The following is a 16,734-nucleotide window of genomic DNA, read 5'->3' on the forward strand; positions in this document are numbered from 1 at the left end:
GCCGGTGCGGCGGCTCACACTGCTCGCATGGCAGACTCTCCCACCGATCCGGCCCCCGAGCTTGGCGAGCTCAGCCTCTCCGACTGGTACGCGCACACCGACAAGATGGCGAAGGTCGGTTTCCTGACCATCGCCCGCAGGCTTCCCGCGCTGGTCTCGCAGGCCGTCAGGCTGGCGTGGCTGGCCAGTCCCCGCGACACCGCCGTCGCGATCACTCTGAACCTGTTCGGCGGGGTGTTCACCGCGTTCGGGCTGCTCGCCACGACCGGGGTGCTGTCGGCGCTGTTCGAGGCGGGCCCGACTCCCGAGCGGGTGCGGGCCGCCCTGCCGAGCCTGATCCTGGTGGGCGTGGCCGCGGCCCTGCGTACCCTCACCCAGGCGGGCGCGGGCTGGGCTCAGTCGCGGTTAGAGCCCCAGGTCGGCCGGATCGCCGAGGAGCGCCTGTACGGGCTGACCAGCCAGGTCGGCCTGGCGGCCTTCGACGACCCCGACTTCCACGACACGCTCCAGCGGGCCAGGGCTCGCGGGGTGTCCATGGCGGACGAGGTGGTGGTCACGGCCATCAACGCGCTGACCGCGATCATCGGCATCGCCGCCGCGGCGGGCGTGCTGGGGGTGCTCCACCCGGTCCTGCTGCCGCTGCTGGTGCTGGCGGTGCTGCCCGACGCCTGGGCGGCGGTCCGTTCCGCGCGCATGCGCTACACCACCATGTACGCACTGATCCCCGCCCGCCGCCGAAAATGGATCATCGCGGAGCTGCTCGCGGAGCGCGAACCGGCCGCCGAGGTGCGCTCGTTCACCATGCGCGGCTTCCTGATGCGGATGTACGACGCGGTGGCCACCGCCGAGCAGACGGTCATGCTCGGCCTGGCCCGGCGGCAGGTGCTCGCGAAGGTCGTCGGCGAGGCGCTGGGCGGGGTCGGCACCGCCGTGGTCTACGTGGCCCTGGGCGTGCTGCTCGCGATGGGCGCGGTCCCCCTGGCGGTGGCGGGCACCGCCGTGCTGGCGATCCGCTCGGGCCAGACCTACCTGGCCAACCTGATGTTCGCCACGAACCGGCTCTACGAGGAGGGGCTGTACTTCACCGACTTCCTCGATTTCTGCGCGGAGGCGGAGCGCAGGCTGCCCGCCGGGCGGCCGGCGCGGGCGCCGGAGAGCTTCGAGCGGATCATCGCCGAGGACGTCGTCTTTACCTATCCGGGTTCCACCGTCCCCGCGCTCCAGGGACTCACGATGCGCATCGACAGGGGCGAGGTGATCGCCCTCGTCGGGGAGAACGGCTCGGGCAAGACCACGCTGGCCAAACTCCTCTCCGGGCTGTACGAACCGGACGGCGGCCGGGTCAGCTGGGACGACACCGATCTGGCCGGGGTCGATCCCGACGAGCTGCGCCACCGCATCGCGGTCATCGCCCAGGACCACACCCGCTGGCCGCTGACCGCCCGCTACAACATCAGCATGGGCACCGACAAGGGGGAACCCGCGCTCGTCGCGGCGGCCGAGGTCGCGGGCGCCGACCAGGTGGTCGCCGAGCTGCCGCACGGTTACAGCACGCTGCTCGACCGGCGTTTCAAGGACGGCCAGGAGCTGTCCGGCGGTCAGTGGCAGCGGATCGCGGTGGCCCGCGGCTTTCACAGGGACGCCCCGCTGCTGATCTGCGACGAGCCCACCGCGGCCCTGGACGCCCGTGCCGAGCACGCCCTGTTCGAACGCATCCGGCAGCACGCCGACGGGCGCACCGTCCTGCTGATCACCCACCGGCTGGCCAGCGTCCGCTACGCCGACCGGATCTACGTCCTGGACCACGGCAAGGTCGTCGAGCACGGCACCCATGACGAGCTCATGGGCCTCGACGGCCTGTACGCCGACCTCTACGGCCTCCAGGCCAGGGCCTACTCCACCTGACCACCCAAAAACGCCGCCATGACGGCTTTGGCGATAACGATTCCGGCAACAGAGACCGCCACCCGTCCCCCGAACCCACCACCTACTCCGCCTGACCACCCAAAAACGCCGCCATGACGGCTTTGGCGATGGGAGCCGCCACCCGTCCTCCGGATCCGCCGCCCTCGACCAGGACCCCCACGGCGATCCGGGGGGAGACGGCCGGGGCGAAGCCGGTGAAGAGCGCGTGGGCCCTGCCCTTGGCGGCGTTCTCCGCAGTACCGGTCTTGCCGGCGACCTTCACCCCCCGGATGGCCGCGGCGGAACCGGTCCCCCCCTTCCCGGTGGCGGCGACCATCATCACGGTGAGCCGTTCGGCCTCCTCCGTGTCGAGCACCCGGCGGTACGCCGACGGCTCGGTCTCGTCGATCATCGTGCCGTCGGCGAGACGTACGTCCTTCACGAGGTGGGGGCGCATCAGCGAGCCGTCGTTGGCCACCGCCGCCGCGATCATCGCGATCATGAGCGGGGTGGCCCGGACGTCGAACTGGCCAAGCGCCGACATCGCGGTCTGCGCGTCGTCCAGCACGGGAGGGTAGACGCTCCTGGCCACCGGCATGGGGACCTCCAGATCGTCCGTGTCGAACCCGAACGCCTCGGCCTGCTCGCGCAGCGCGTCCTGGCCGAGGTCGACCCCGATCTTCGCGAAGGGGGTGTTGCACGAGAGCTTGAACGCCTGGAGCAGCGGCGGGTTTCCGTTGCCGCAGGTATCGCCGCCGAAGTTGCGCAGGTAGGTGCTGGTGCCGGGGAGGCGCAGGGATGCCGGGGCGCTGACGTGGGTGCCGAGGCCGTACCGCCCGGAGTGCAGCGCCGCCGCGCCGGTGACGACCTTGAAGGTGGATCCCGGCGGGTAGTTCCGCTGGATCGTCCGGTTCAGCAGCGGGTTCGCGGGGTCACCCCGCAGCCGCTTGTCCACCCTGTCCAGCCTGGCCGCGTCGAAGCTCGCGTACAGGTTGGGATCGTACGAGGGCAGCGAGACCATGGCCAGGATCGCGCCGGTGCGGGGATTGATCGCGACAACGGCACCGGGTTTTCCGGTGGCGCGCAGCCCGTTGTAGGCGGCCCGCTGGGCGCCGCGATCGACGGTGAGCCGGAGCGTGGCGCCGCCGCGGGTGCCCCCGACCAGCCCGCGTACCCTCACCCGGGGGTCGCCTCCCGAGAGCAGGGCCTCCTCCGCCTGCTCGATGCCCGCGCCGCCGTGGAGCGAGAAGTGCCCGGTGATCGCCGAGTAGAGCGGGCCATCGGGATAGAACCGCTGATACCGGTAGGTGGCGCTCCTGGCCTTCCGGCTGGTCGCGATGACCGTGCCGTCGTGGAGCAGGATCTGCCCCCTGGGGCTGTGAAAACGAGCGATCATCGTCCGCTGGTTGCGCGGGTCCTCGTTGAGCCGCTCGGAGTCCAGCCCCTGGAGGTAGGTCACGTTGGCGAGGAGGGCGAACAGCATCCCGCCGCACATCAGGGCGACGTGCCGCAGCGGAATGTTGATCCGGCGTGCGCGCGGTGCGACCATGACCCCTCCCCGATACCGGTTTAACAGCCGGACCGAAAAGGGCACCTCGACCAGCGGCAAAGCCGCCGTACGGGTTCTAGCCGACCATAAGCCGCGAGAGTCTACGGCCGTGGCCTGCACTTCGCCCACCGTCCACGATCACCGGATTCGGCGGCGACGACCTCGGCTCAGCTCCGCCGGGAAGCCGGTGCGGGTTCCCCGGCTGCGCACTGGTCGACCACCGAGTGGTAGAAAGCGATCTTGTTCCGGATCGCCACCTGCCGCTCGCGCAGGTTGTCGACCTGCTCCTGCACCCGCCGGTCGTGGGCTTCGAGCAGCGCGATCCGCTCGCGCACCGTGTGGTCGCCCGCCCTGGTCATCTCCGCGAAGCGGAGCATCTCCGCGATCGGCATCCCGGTGTCGCGCAGACAGCGGATCATGCCGAGCCAGCCGACGTCCTTCTCGGTGAACCTGCGCTGTCCGGCCGCGTTGCGGTCGATCGACTCAAGCAGCCCGATCCGCTCGTAGTAGCGGAGTGTGTCGAGGCTGAAACCGGTCTCCTCCACCACCTGTCCCGGTGTGTACACACTCACACCCGTGGGCTCCACCAAACCACCACCTAACTGAAAGCTGCCCCCCTGCCGCCACCGGCGGGTCAACACAACTTACAGCTCGTTTCAAGATGAGCGGCGTGTCAACTGGTGACGACCGTGCTGCTCAAGGAAAATCAGCCGCGCGTCTTCCCCCGACCTCGTTCCCGACGATCTGTGGGAACGCATGGCCCCGCTGCTGCCGCCCCGCCCGCCGCGTCGCCGGCACCATCCGGGGCAGCGGCCGGTCGATGACCGCATGGCCCTGGGCGGCATCATCTACGTACTGCGCACCGGCGTGACCTGGCGCGATGTTCCGACCTCCATGATCGGCTGTTCGGGAGTGACCTGCCGGCGCCGGTTGCGCGACTGGACCGAAGCCGGCATCTGTCCGCGCCTGCACCAGCTGCTGCTGAGCGGACTGCGGGCCTGCTCGATCTGGAGGCCGCCGCCATCGACGGCTCGCACATCCCCGCCCTCAAAGGGGGGACCACATCGGGCTGTCACCGGTTGACCGGGGCCGGCCCGGATCCAAGCACCACCTGATCGTCGACGCACGTGGCACCCCGCTGGTGGTGTCGGTGACCGGCGGCAACCGCCACGACGTCTCGCAGCTGTTTCCCCTGCTGGACAAGGTTCCACCCATCCGCGGAGTGCGCGGGCGTCCCCGGCACAAGCCCCGGCGCTTGTACGCCGACCGCGGCTACGACTACCCCAGCCACCGCCGGTCATCGCCCGCCGTGGCATGGCGCACGGCTCAGGGCTGGGCGCCATCCGGTGGGTGGTCGAGCGGACCTTCGCCTGGCTGCACCGGTTCAAGCGGCTACGCATCCGCTACGAAGACGCCCGCGCGGCGCCGCCGTCCACCGGGGCCGGCCCTCAGGAACGGGCCAGGGTGAAGCGCCCGCTCCCGTTCTTCTGGATCACTATCACGGCGTGGGAGCCGGTCACGGTCGGTGTGATGGTGATGCGCTCGGCCATGCCCGGTCCCCGGGCGAAGGCACCCTTCGCGTCCGCTCTCGGTCTCGCCCACTTGGACGCGCTGGGCGCCATCGTGAAGATGTCGAGATCCTGACCGTCGAGGGGGGTGACGGTGAAACTCACCGGATTGCCCGTCGTGAGGTCCGCGGTGCGGATCTCGACGATGTCGGCCGATTCCATGGACAGCTCGGTGGAGGTCGCCGGCGCGAGCGAGCCCTCCGACTCGGCGAACTCGACGAGGTAGGAATCACTGTCGAGCGCGCTCGCGTTGTGGACGTGGGGGAAGTAGTTCTTCGGACCGGACGTGGCGTCGACGGCGACGAAGTCCGGCTTGTCGTTGCCGGTCTGCTTGCTCGAGACCCCGTTCGTGTGCGACTGATCCTTGAAGAGGCTCACGTGGACGTCTCGCCTGGGAGAATCGACCAGGAGCGCGGCCACCACCGACCAGGCGGGCCGTGCGATGGTGAGGGAGTAGTCGCCGGACGGCAAGGGCGGGCGGTTGAGCTCGACCCTGTCCAGCAGCGGTTCGAAGAACTCTGGATCGATGGTGTTCTGATAGAAGGCGGCCAGCGCCTCATGCTTTCCCGCCGGGGTCGGTATCCCCGCCAGCAGGGCGTTCTTGAACTCGCTGACGGTGTTCGGCCTGCTCGCCGCGACGACGGAGGCGACCTTCTCCGGGCCCTCGGAGGAGAGGTCCCAGTAGACCTCGTTCCTCGGGTCACCGTCGGCGATGTCCATCAGCGCGCCGGCCACCCGGCCCTCGATGTCGGGTCCCGTCGCTCCTCCCCATTCGGGGGTGTCCCAGGTGGCGTTCTCCAGGTCGACCGACGCGTCCAGCGGCCCCCAGCGCCGGTGAGTCTCCCCATAGGCCTGGACCGCCAACCAGGTGGCCCACCCCTCCGTCCAGGCACATCCCTCCGAGGTCACCTGGTTCATCCAGCGCTGGCCGCCGCACGAGGGGGCCGACGGGTACGCGTCGGCGTAGGCGTAGTCCATGATGAAGTGGCCGACTTCGTGGGCCACGGTCATCTTCGCGAGGTGATCCGTCGCGCTCATGATGATGTGGTCGGGCTCGGAGCAGCTCGAAACGCAGTTTTTGAAGACGGCGTACGGGACCGTGAAGTCGGGGGCCCACCTGATCGGTATCGAGCGGCAGGGTGAGGCGCCGGCGACCCAGCAGCCGCCCGGGTTCCCGGTCCAGCCGGTGTACGCCTTCCACGCGGTGTGCGCGGCCGTGAAGATCCGGAACGTGCCCTCGTCCGTGCTGCCGGGCGTGGGGAGGTAGTCGACGATCTCCCTGTCGCCCCGCTCGACATCCGGGACGACGGGCGTCTGGAACGTGTAGAGGGCCTTGTTCCTCGGATCCTGAACCGACCAGTAGTCGTTGAAGGACAGACCCGTCACGTAGACGTCCTGACCGCCGCTCTCGTCGCTGTCGTCTCCGTCGAAGCACAGCTCGTAGTCGCCCTGGTCGTCGGTCTCGCCTCTGGCGAGCACGTCATCACCCCCTTCGGCGTCCCGGTCCATGACGTGCAGCCTGAGCCGGGGAACGCCCTGGACGGTCCCTTCGACCGTCAGGTGCGCGACCGTGCCCTGCACGCAGGTGTCCGCCTCCGTCGCGTCCACCGTCGCGTCCACCGTCGCGTCCACCGCCGCGGGCGTCTCGGAGGGCGGAGGGGCGAGGGTCACGGTCGCGGGTCGCGCCATGCCGAAGAAGGACTTCTCCTTCCCGACGGTGACGTAGGCCAGCGCCTCGTTGCCCGGGCCGGGCCGCCCGTCCGTGACGTGGACGTTGACGGCGGCCGGGCCGGGCGCGGTGGCCGTCACCGTGCCGACGTAACGCGCCTGCTCGTTTTCCCGCATCGGGCCGGTACGGCTCGCACGGTCCAGGTGGCTGCGCCCGATCGTCGCGGGGCCCCGGCTCGTTCCCGAGGGCGGGCTCACCCAGCGCAGGTTCTCGGGCAGGTCCACCAGGACCCGCACGTTCGCCGCCTTCTCCTTCGAGGTGACCGTGACGCTCAGCGTGGCGGTCTGCCCCACGGCCGGGGCCCGGTCGAGGGTGGCGGTGACGGCGAAGCAGTCGCCGGGCACGCACCGCTTCGCGGCGGCGGGTCCGGGTCCGGTCTCCGCGTGGGCGATCGCCCCTCCGGCGGAGAGGCCGGTGGCCACGAGCACCACCGCCAGTAGTCGATGCAGCATTGACGAATCCTTTCTCAGCTCGCGCATGCCCACGGCGAGTCGAAATGTCCAGGCGTGGATGGGTAGGCCGAGCCGCTGTCGTTGGCCGGGATCGCCAGCTCCGCGTGCGCGGACGTACCGGGTGTGGTCGCGTCCGCCGCCGCACGGCCGGCGCCCGAACCCCACGCCACCTTGGCGAGGAAGTCCTGCATGGCCGGGGAGTGCTGGCGGACGATGTTGTGGCCGCCGTTGGCCGCGCCGCAGTGACTGAACAGGTTGTACGAGCCGTTCCAGTCGATCATCTTGTCCCCCGGGTTCGGCCCGTTGGCGGTGATGTCGCCCTGCAGCACGTCCCGGCCCGCTCCGCCGTACAGCCAGTCGACGCCCTGGTGATGCTGGTCGTCGCCACCCTCGGCGTCGGCCTTGTCGGTCAGCTTGAACCACAGGCACGGGTCCACGCTGGTGGTCGGCGTGTCGGCCGGCCAGCGCCCGGGGGCGCAGTTGCCCGGGTAGGAGCCCCGGGGGTTGTAGTCGAGCAGGTCCGAGCCGAGCACGACCGGCTCCGTTCCACCCGCGCCGCCGAACACGTGGTCAACCATCCGATCGCCGGTGCCCCTGGCGCCCGGGCTGAACGTCCCGTTGGAGCTCAGGCAGTCCGGGGTCGCCGCGTCCAGGACGGGGTCGCAGCCCTTGCCGCCCCACAGCACGTCCGCGCCGCCGCCGCCGAAGACCTCGTCGCCGCCGCTGTCTCCGTTGGCCAGGTCGTCGCCGTACCCGGCGTGCAGGCTGTCACGGCCGGGACCGCCTCGCATGATGTCGTCGCCACCCGAGGTGAGGCCGTCGTGCGGCATGGCCGGATCGGTGGGCGCGCCGACCCAGACGTCGCCGTCGGCGTCGTGCAGCAGGTCGGCCCGCCGGTCGTAGGTGCCCTCACGGAAACCGGTGTAGCTCTCCTTGGGCGGCGACTTGAGGCTGACCGTGAAGCTCAGCCGTCGCGCGTCCCCCGCGTCGATGCGTTCGTTCACGACACCGCCCCGGTCGCCGAGCATGGCGTCCTCGCCCGCGCCGCCGTCCATCTCGTCGGCGCCGAGTTCGCCGAACAGGTCGTCGTTCCCCGCGCCGCCGGAGATCCGGTCGTCACCGTCCTGACCCCACAGTCCGTCGTCGCCGTCGTCGCCGTACATCCGGTCCGCGCCGAACGCGCCCGCAGGTTCACACGTCCGCTGCGCCTCGGTGCAGAACCGGGTGGCGGAGCCGGGCAGGTCCGGGTCGTGGGTACGGCTGCGCGTGGCGTTCGCCGGCACCTGGCCCGCGGCGTACCGCTCGGTGTAGACCCGCTCCGCCGTCCCGGTCAGGGTGCGGACGAGTGAGCCGTTGTCACCTAGCAGCACGTCGTCCGCGCCGCCGCCCTCGATCGCGTCGTCGCCGTCCGGCGCGCCGGGGGCCGAGGATCCGCCGATCAAGTCGTCCTGTCCCGCCTCCGGATCGGCGCCTTCGAGGTCCTGGGCCCCGCCCGCCGTTCCCGGCCAGCCCGGGTCGGGCAGCGGGGTGACGGTGGTCTGCGCGGAGTTCGCCGACAGTGGGAGGTCACCGCGGAGCACGTCGGCTCCGCCGCCTCCCTCCACGTAGTCGCCGTGGCCGCCGCCGGAGAGGAAATCGTCGCCGTCCTGGCCCCAGAGCACGTCCACTCCTGTGCCGCCGGAGATCCGGTCCTCACCCGCCGCGCCGCCCAGCCGCCGCACCGCCCTGGCGGCCATCGGAGCTCCCCGCGACCCGATCCGCACGGTGACGCGGGTCGGTTTCTCCGCCCCGGCCACCCGGAGGATCTCGGCGTTGTCGCCCGCCACGACGTCGTCGCCCGGCCCGCCGTACAACGCGTCGGCCTGGTCGGCCGCACCGGTGAACGAGCCGCCGACCAGATCGTCGTCGCCCTGGTCGCCTTCCACCCAGTCGGTGTCCTGGCCGCCTTCGGCGTAGTCGTCTCCTTCACCGCCGCGCAGCCGGTCGGTATCCTCCTGCCCGAAGAGGGCGTCGTCGCCCGCGCCGCCGTCCACCACGTCCGCGCCGGAGCCGCCGCCCAGTGGTTGCACCCGATGGGCGCGCTGCTGCCCTGGCCTGCGGGCCACGGGAGTGGCCTCCCCTGTCGTGGAGAGGACGGCGTTGTCGCCCGCGATCACGTCGGGCCCGTCACCGCCGAACAGTGTGTCCCCCTTGTCAGGGTACGTTCCGGTTCCTCCGCCGACGATCTCGTCCTCGCCCGCCTCTCCGTACACGGTGTCCGCGTCGTTGCCGCCCTCCAGGTGGTCCGCGCCGTCGTTGCCGTGGATCTCGTCGTCGCCGATCCCGCCGAAGGCGGTGTCGTCGTCGGCCCCGCCATGGATCACGTCCCCGGCGCCCGCCGTCGCCGGCGTCCCGTCGAGGTCGTGCGACCCCGTCGCTGTGCCGTTGTCGCCGACCAGCCGGTCGGCGCCGGTGTCGCCGTACAGCGTGTCGGCCCCGTCGTCCTTTCCGGCGAGACGGCCTCCGCCGACGAGCAGGTCGTCCCCGGCGCCGCCGAAGAGCGTGTCCTCGCCGTCGTTGCCCTCGACCGTGTCGGCCTGGGCGCCGCCGTACAGGGTGTCGTCGCCGCCGTCGCCCGACACCTGGTCGGCCCCGTCGTCGCCGTATCCGATGTCCTTGCCCGACCCGCCTTCGACGGTGTCGTCGCCGGCGCCGCCGTACAGTTCGTCGTCACCACGTTCGCCGCAGACCCGGTCGTCGCCACCGCCCGCCGCGACGCGGTCGTCGCCACCGCCCGCCGACACGACCTCGCGGCCCGCGCCGCCCAGGATGAGGTCCCGGCCGTCCTCGGCGTCCTCGGCCTCCTCGCACGGCTCGGCGCGACGACGGTCACCGAAGATGGTGGCTCCGCCGTCCCCGCCGACCAGGTGGTCGGCGCCGTACCCGCCCACCAGCAGCTTGGCCGAGGCGACCACCCCTTCCGGCAGTGGCAGGTGGTTCACGGCGCGCACCGGCCCGTACGGCTCCGTCCCGGTGACCTCGCCGACCTCGGACGGCTCGGCGATCACCCAGTCGTCGCCGGGACCGCCGAAGATCTCGTCCTTCCCATAGCCTCCCGCGAGCACGTCCTCGCCACCGCCGCCGAAGATCCGGCTGACCTGGCCGGGCTGCGAGCGCCCGGCGACCAGGTCGACGCCCCTGCCGCCGTAGACCTTGTCGTCGCCCGCGCCGGTGTCGACGTAGTTGACCCCGAAGTCCTCCGGGCCCTCGTCCTCCGGCTCGGTGGCCTGCCGCGGACCCGTGTAGATCTCGTCGTCGTTCGAGCCGCCGGTCAGCGTGTCCCCGCCCGGCCCGCCGACCAGGGTGTTCGGCTGGGCGCGGTAGCGGGGGGACGGGTCGCCGGCGGCCAGCGGGCTGTCGGAGCCCACGCTGATCGTGTCGGCTCCACCGTTGCCCCACAGGTGGTTGCCGCCCAGACCCGCGGTGATCCTGTCGTCACCGTCGTCGGCGCGATCCTGCGGTTGTTCCGGAGTGTCGTCCCCGTCCCAGTCCGCGACCTCGACGCCACCGACCTTGCGTTTGCCGGGAACGAGTCCGCCGTCGCCCGCGACCCAGTCGCCCGCGCCGCCCACGGTCAGGTAGTCGTTGCCCGGCCCGCCGGCCACGAAGGCCCTGGCACCGCCGTACTGGTCACCCGTGGTGATCTGGTCGTCGCCCGCGCCGCCGTCCACCACGGACGCGCCCACGCCCGTCATGACCACGTCGTTCGCCGCGCCGCCGAAGGCCACCACCTTCTTGTCGAAGGGGTACGGCTTGCCGTCCGAGTCCGCGTAGCCCTGGAAGAGCAGCCGCAGGTCGCCGGTCGCCCCATGGCCGTCGGCCAGCACCCGGTCGAACCCACCGCCTCGGTACTCCTCACGGAAGCCGAGCGCGCTGACCGCGAATCCCGCCTCCTGCGTGTCGTCGGCGGGGAGTTGGATCACCGTCCACTGTTCGGCGTCGTCGCCCGGATCCGCCCAGTCGCCACCGCGAGCCCCGCGCATGGGGCCGATGTGCAGGACGAGGGCGTTTCCACTCGCCGTCGCCAGCTTCGGTGGTTCGACCTCGCAGTCGGGCCGTACGGCGAAGTCGAGCAGGGTGGCCTCGACGATCGTCCAGTCGAACCGCTTCTTGAAGATCGAGACTCCGATCTCCACCCATGCCTTCAGGTAGACCTTGAGCTTGCCGTCCATGTTGAACAGGCACTGCGGGTTGTGCAGCAGCACGGTCACGAACTCGCCGAACCGGAACTTGCCGTCGTTGGTCGGGTCCGCCCAGCTCATCGCGATCGTCAGGGAGATGCCCCCGTTTATCCCGGCCTTGATGAGGAACAGTTCCACCGCCGCCCCGGCCTCCAGCTCACCGCGCAGGGTGATCACCGGGAGCGGGAGCCCGCGCTCGTCGGTCGTCACCAGATAGAGGCTGTCGAGAATGCGGATGTCGACCTTACGTTCCTCGATCGCCTTGCGGATACCGTAGGTGTCGAAGCCCGCCCTGATGCGCCCCTCGATGCCGGCGCTGCCGGAGATGACCACCATGATCGGCGGCGGGGCGTAGACCGGGCCGAACGACTGGCTGTAGTTGAACCCGAGCCGCAGCGGGCCCGAGTCGTACTCGACGAGCTCCACGTCCTTGCCCATGAGCAGGCTGAAGATCGCCTTCCCCTTGTTCTCGAGCACGGGGAAGCTGAACCCGGCGCTCTCCGCGTGGTCGATGGGGCCGGACGGGGCGGCCTTCGCCTTCGCGCCGCTCTTGGCGCCGGCCTTCGCGCAGGTCCTGGCCTTGTCGTCCAGCGCCTTGAAGAGATCCTCGGTGGCGAAGCGCTCCCCGGTGATGAGCGAGTCCGCCACGTCCGGCGAGTTCGGCGTGTCCAGCGCATGGCCGCCGAGCACCTGGAAGCTCCCGATCGGGATGGCGATCGAGCCCTGGCAGTCGGGCAGGCTGGACAGGACCCTGGTGACCTCGACCACCTTGGTCAGGAACTCCGTGTCCATTCCCCCGCCGAGGGTGTTGAACTTCTCGGCGATCGTGATCAGGTTCACGTCCGTGCCCCCGGCCGCCCTGCTCAGGTCCGACAGCACGGGGATCGGCGCGTAGAGCTGGTCGATAACCGGCCTGACCGGTTCGGTGAGCCGTTTGACCTGGGTGACCACCGGGCCGAGCACGGTGCGGAAGAAGTCACCCGCCTCCAGGGTCACGTCGTTGAAGGAGATGTGCAGGTCGTCGGGGTCCGGTGTGCCCCCCTTGGTGAGGTCCCAGTCGAGACGGAATCCGCCGTACAGGCCGGGCAGCATCGGTGAACCCGCTTGGACGGTGAACTTCCAGTCGATGTTCGCCCGAGCCGACATCGTGGTCTCCACGAGATCTCCTGGGTCGGCCAGCTGGGCCATCCCGATCCGGCCGACGGGTTTGAGACCGACGACGAACGTGCCCGCGAAGAGTTCGGGTGCCGCCGTGGGCTGGTTCTCCAGCTTCACGTCCAGAATCGAGAGCTTGGCGTTGATCTCCTTGGGCAGCTTGACGTTCACCCCTACTCCGAGGTTGGGCCGGTCGTCCTGCTCGGAGTTGACGAAGAACCCGCTCTGGCGGTCCAGGCCGATGGTGGCGTGCAGCCTCCAGGCGAGGTTCGCCTGCACGCCGTCCCCCTCTCCCTGGCGCAGCGCGAGGCCGGGGACGCCGATGTCCAGCCGCCGCTCGACGCTCTCGCAGTCGCCGGAGCACCCCTTGACCGGGTCGAGCTCTCCGACGCCGATGTCGATCGTGAACTTGATGCCGGTCAGTTGCGGGCCCGGTACGGCGTCGCACGCCTCTCCCTCGGCGGGCCCCTGCGCGGTGACACAGCTGATCACCGGCTGCACTCCTGGGCCGATCTTGGGCGCGAGGTAGGTGGTGTACCAGGTCCGCAGGTCCTTGCCGGTGGGGACCCTGCCCTGGTTCGGCAGCTTGGAGAGCGCCTCCTTGATCTCCTGGCGCTTGGCTCCGATGAAGTCGGCACCCTGCTGGAGGTCGTCGCCGACGGCGGGCAGCTTGCCGTCCTGTGCGGCGAACCGCAGGCCGGACTCCATCAGCGTGAGGTAACGCTCGATGCCGTCGCCCAGGTTGTACCAGTCCAGCTCCATACCGGCGGGCAGGGTGCCGAAATCGAAGTCCGGCACCTCCAGCCGTTTGATCCCGTCCGGCAGTTCGGTGGTGAGGTCGAACATGTCGGACAGCGGGGCCACGCGCGGGAGCCGCACGACGAAGGCGTGCTTGCCGTCGGTGGTCACCGGACCGCCGTTGAGGTAGGTGGGGAGCACCGCGCACAGCGCCAGGTCCGTCTGCTCGCGCTGCGGGTCCTGGGCGCACTGGACCGAGTCGCTGGTCTCGTTGAGCGACAGGTCGACGCCGGTGAAGAAGTCGGCCAGCTTGACGGGCTCCTCCGTCTCTCCCGCGTAGCGCAGGTTGACGCTGTAGGCGAGCTTGACCTGCAGGGGGTCGTCGTCCTGCTTGCCGAGCGCGACGGGCAGCGGCCCGATGGTGCCCTCGACCGTGCCGTTCAGCTCCGCCTGGGCCCCGAGCCACACATTCGAGGTGGGGTCGATCCGCAGGTCCTCGGCGGGGTCGAAGGCGGCCTTGAGCGGCACGACGAGGCCGAGCTGGACCCCGCCGTCCACGCCGACGTCGAGAGTGCCGGAGCCGGAGGCGGCGACCAGGCTCTTGTCGCCGAACGAGAACCGCAGCGGCTCCTCGGAGGTGGCCTTCTTGTCGTAGTTCAGCGTGATCTTGAGCTCACCGGGGGAGCCCGGCAGGTAGTTGATCCCGACCTGCCCGCCGAGCGCCTTGTTCAGCTCGTCCACCAGACCCTGCAGGGTGTCGGGCGGAGCCGCCGTCAGCCGGTCGATCGCGTCCCTGAGGGGAGGTCGCAGGCGGTACCGCGTGCCGGTCTCGGGGACGTTGCCGGTGAACTTCTCGGTGAAGGCGAGGGTGTCGTCGCCGCAGACGGCGGCCACCTGCAGGAGCCGGCTGCCGACATGCACCCCCCGGCCCACGTAGGCGTCGGTGAACGTGTGCGAGGGGTCGGTGAGGTGGCCCAGGTCGGGGCGGCAGCCGCCGTTGCCGTAGAGGACGCCGGAGCCGCCGCCTGTCTCCTCGGCGGCGACGAGCTCGGACACCGAGCGGCCGACCAGGGGAAGCTTCGTGGCCAGGGCGTCCTGCACCGGGCCGGTCCCCTTGACGTTGTCGAGGTAGGCCGCCAGCGCCCCCAGTGACTTGATCAGCGTGCCGAAGAGCGCGCGGGGGTTGTCGGGGTCGAAACCGAACTCCCCGACCTCGCCGAGCCTGTCGAACCCGCGGAACTCGACGGTGGCCGGATCGCCGATGTCCGGCATCACGACATCTCCAGAGATCGTGCCGCCGAAGAAGTCGGACGCTCCGGGAACACCCACCGCGAGCCGTCCCCTGGCCTCGGCGTTCACCTCGACGTCGAGTAGCTCGTCCGGCTTGGCGGCGAGCCGCTCGAACAGCTGTGTCAGCCGTACGTCACCCTGGTCCTTGAGCGTCACCCTGAGCAGGTCGCCCGTGTTCCTGGCCCCCATCGACAGGTTGCCGGTGAGCCGCACACCCAGGTAGCCGACGCCCGCGTCGACGTTCACTCCGGTCAGCACCGACAGCTGGGCACCGAACAGGTCGCGTCCCGTGCGGAGCAGGGTGCGGTCGGCGGCGCGGGGCAGCTCGGACACCACGGTCGAGGTGCCGTCCGGGTTGGTGTGGCGGTAGGGGCACGCCTTGCCCTGGCCGTCCGGCCTGCTCGCGCAGCCCTGGCCGGTGACCGGGTCGCTCAGGTCGAGTACGACCGTCGCCGAGGCGTGGTAGCCCCGCATGACCTGTGCCGTCGACGCCGCGGCGTTCGCCCTGGTGATCCCGGCGTTGGCCTTGAAGGTTTCGCCGAAGGTCACCTGGCCGATCAGCGGATCGGATGAGGCGATCCGGTAGGTCACGCCGGGCGCGGGGACGCTCTTGCGCCAGTCGCCGGCCAGGGTGATCGTGTCCACGGAGTTGCCGGCCACGATGCCGCTCGATGTGCCCGCGATGACCGTGCGCCCCTTGAACTCGTCCTTCTCCCACTTCCTGCCCGTGTGCTTGAGAGTCCGGGCGGCATAGGTGACGCCGGTGCCGCCGCCACTGGTCGTCTGGCCCGCCGGGTTGAGCGGTTCCGGCGTCACGTTGACGTTGCGGTCGATGACGATCGTGAAGGCGATCTTCTTGTCGGAGTCGTCGTATCCGGCCTCGGTGACCTTGATGACCGCGCCGCCGGGAAGGTTCTTCGCCGCTCCCAGCGCGGCCAGCATGCTCTGGATCGAGGTGAACGTCGGCTCGCCGGTGTCACCGTTGACGCTGTCCTTGACGAACTTCTCGATCGCCTCGGAGACCCGCACCGCGTCCGCCAGGCTGCCGCGCATGAACGGCAGGTCCAGGTTGCCCTCCAGCGGGCTTTGGGCGTTCTTGCGCCACTGGGAGCGCTGGACCGCGTTGATCGCGTTGGCCAGGTGCGCCAGCCCGTCCAGCAGGTCCTTGGGCGTCAGGTTCTGGAAGCGGTTGAGCCGGTCCAGGTCGGACTGGGCCACGGTGACCTGTGGCGTCCCGGTCGCGATGTCCGGCCAGTTCACCTTGACGGTCGCGGTCGCGCCGTCGACCGGTGCCCCCGCGAAGGGCTGGGCCCGCAGGTTGAAGGTGGCGGCGGCCGACCCCGCCGGGGAGACGCGGAACAGACCGGCGGCTGCGCCCTCCGCGGCCAGCTCGCCTGTCCCGGTCAGGTCCAGCCTGCCGTCGCCGTTCGGGTCGGCGGCCGAGAAGGTGAGGGTGGAGCCGATGTCGAGCGCCGAGTCTCCCAGCACGTCCACGCCGAGAATGCCGAACGCCGCCGTGGCCTTCGCCGCGGAGTCCAGCCGTCCGGCGGCCTGGACCGTCAGCGCGGGACCGGAGGCGTCCTTGATCAGGTAGACGGACCGGGTGGCCTGGTCGTATCCGAAGGACAGCTTCGCGTTCAGCTTCAGGTCGACGTCCACGCTCTTCGACGTGGTGAACGACACCCTGGGCGTCGCGCTGGAGATGCTGACCGGCTGGTCGCCGACCGACCTGGTGACGTCGAGGGTCAGGTCGAGGCGCTTGACGTTACCCTCCTCACGGGTGCTCGCGAGAAGCCTGCCTGCTCGCGGGCCCGGCGTGGTGTACTCCGGTTCGAGTTCGGAAAGGCTCGTGATGTCCTTGATCGGGTCGTACATCGCCTGATCGAACAGGGTTTCCAGGCCCAGGCCCGCCTCGGCTCCGGGGACCAGCCCGACCAGCGGCAACCGCTCACCGAGCCTGCCCAGGGTGGCGAAGCCCCGGCTCACGTCGGCGAACCGCTTCACCCCTGCCAGCAGGGCGGTGGTCTCGGCGTCCCGTTGGGACCGCGCCGACGCGGTCTGAGGTAGCCCGGCCGTCATGCTCATCGTGACGAGCACCGCACACAATATTCTGAGCAGTCCACGTGCC

5 protein-coding genes and 1 pseudogene are annotated in these 16,734 nt (G+C 70.6%); 2 read left to right on the forward strand and 4 right to left on the reverse strand.

What is annotated here, in order from left to right:
- The first annotated feature begins 27 nt into the window (after positions 1 to 27).
- A complete protein-coding gene (locus tag ABZU75_RS15345) occupies positions 28 to 1,905 on the forward strand; it encodes an ABC transporter ATP-binding protein (protein ID WP_355554290.1) in 1,878 nt (625 codons plus the stop codon).
- A gap of 82 nt (positions 1,906 to 1,987) precedes the next feature.
- Here the strand turns inward: ABZU75_RS15345 and ABZU75_RS15350 are convergent, their stop codons facing one another.
- Entirely contained in the window at positions 1,988 to 3,454 is a 1,467-nt protein-coding gene (locus ABZU75_RS15350) for a penicillin-binding protein 2 (RefSeq protein WP_355554292.1), read from the reverse strand.
- 167 nt (positions 3,455 to 3,621) lie between these two features.
- Complete coding sequence (locus ABZU75_RS15355; protein ID WP_355554294.1) at positions 3,622 to 4,026, reverse strand: MerR family transcriptional regulator; 405 nt, start codon at positions 4,024 to 4,026, stop codon at positions 3,622 to 3,624.
- A gap of 184 nt (positions 4,027 to 4,210) precedes the next feature.
- Between ABZU75_RS15355 and ABZU75_RS15360 the strand changes: the two are divergent.
- Positions 4,211 to 4,864, forward strand: a pseudogene (locus tag ABZU75_RS15360) (IS5 family transposase); the annotation flags it as partial.
- A 38-nt stretch (positions 4,865 to 4,902) separates the two neighbouring features.
- Here the strand turns inward: ABZU75_RS15360 and ABZU75_RS15365 are convergent.
- Both ABZU75_RS15365 and ABZU75_RS15370 read right to left on the reverse strand, forming a co-directional pair.
- The gene (locus ABZU75_RS15365; protein WP_355554296.1) at positions 4,903 to 7,203 is read right to left on the reverse strand and encodes a hypothetical protein; all 2,301 of its coding nucleotides are present in this window, start codon (positions 7,201 to 7,203) and stop codon (positions 4,903 to 4,905) included.
- A gap of 14 nt (positions 7,204 to 7,217) precedes the next feature.
- The gene (locus ABZU75_RS15370; RefSeq protein ID WP_355554298.1) at positions 7,218 to 16,703 is read right to left on the reverse strand and encodes a calcium-binding protein; all 9,486 of its coding nucleotides are present in this window, start codon (positions 16,701 to 16,703) and stop codon (positions 7,218 to 7,220) included.
- Positions 16,704 to 16,734 lie beyond the last annotated feature (31 nt).

It is taken from the genome of Streptosporangium sp. NPDC005286, from assembly GCF_040607515.1.
GTDB lineage: Bacteria > Actinomycetota > Actinomycetes > Streptosporangiales > Streptosporangiaceae > Streptosporangium.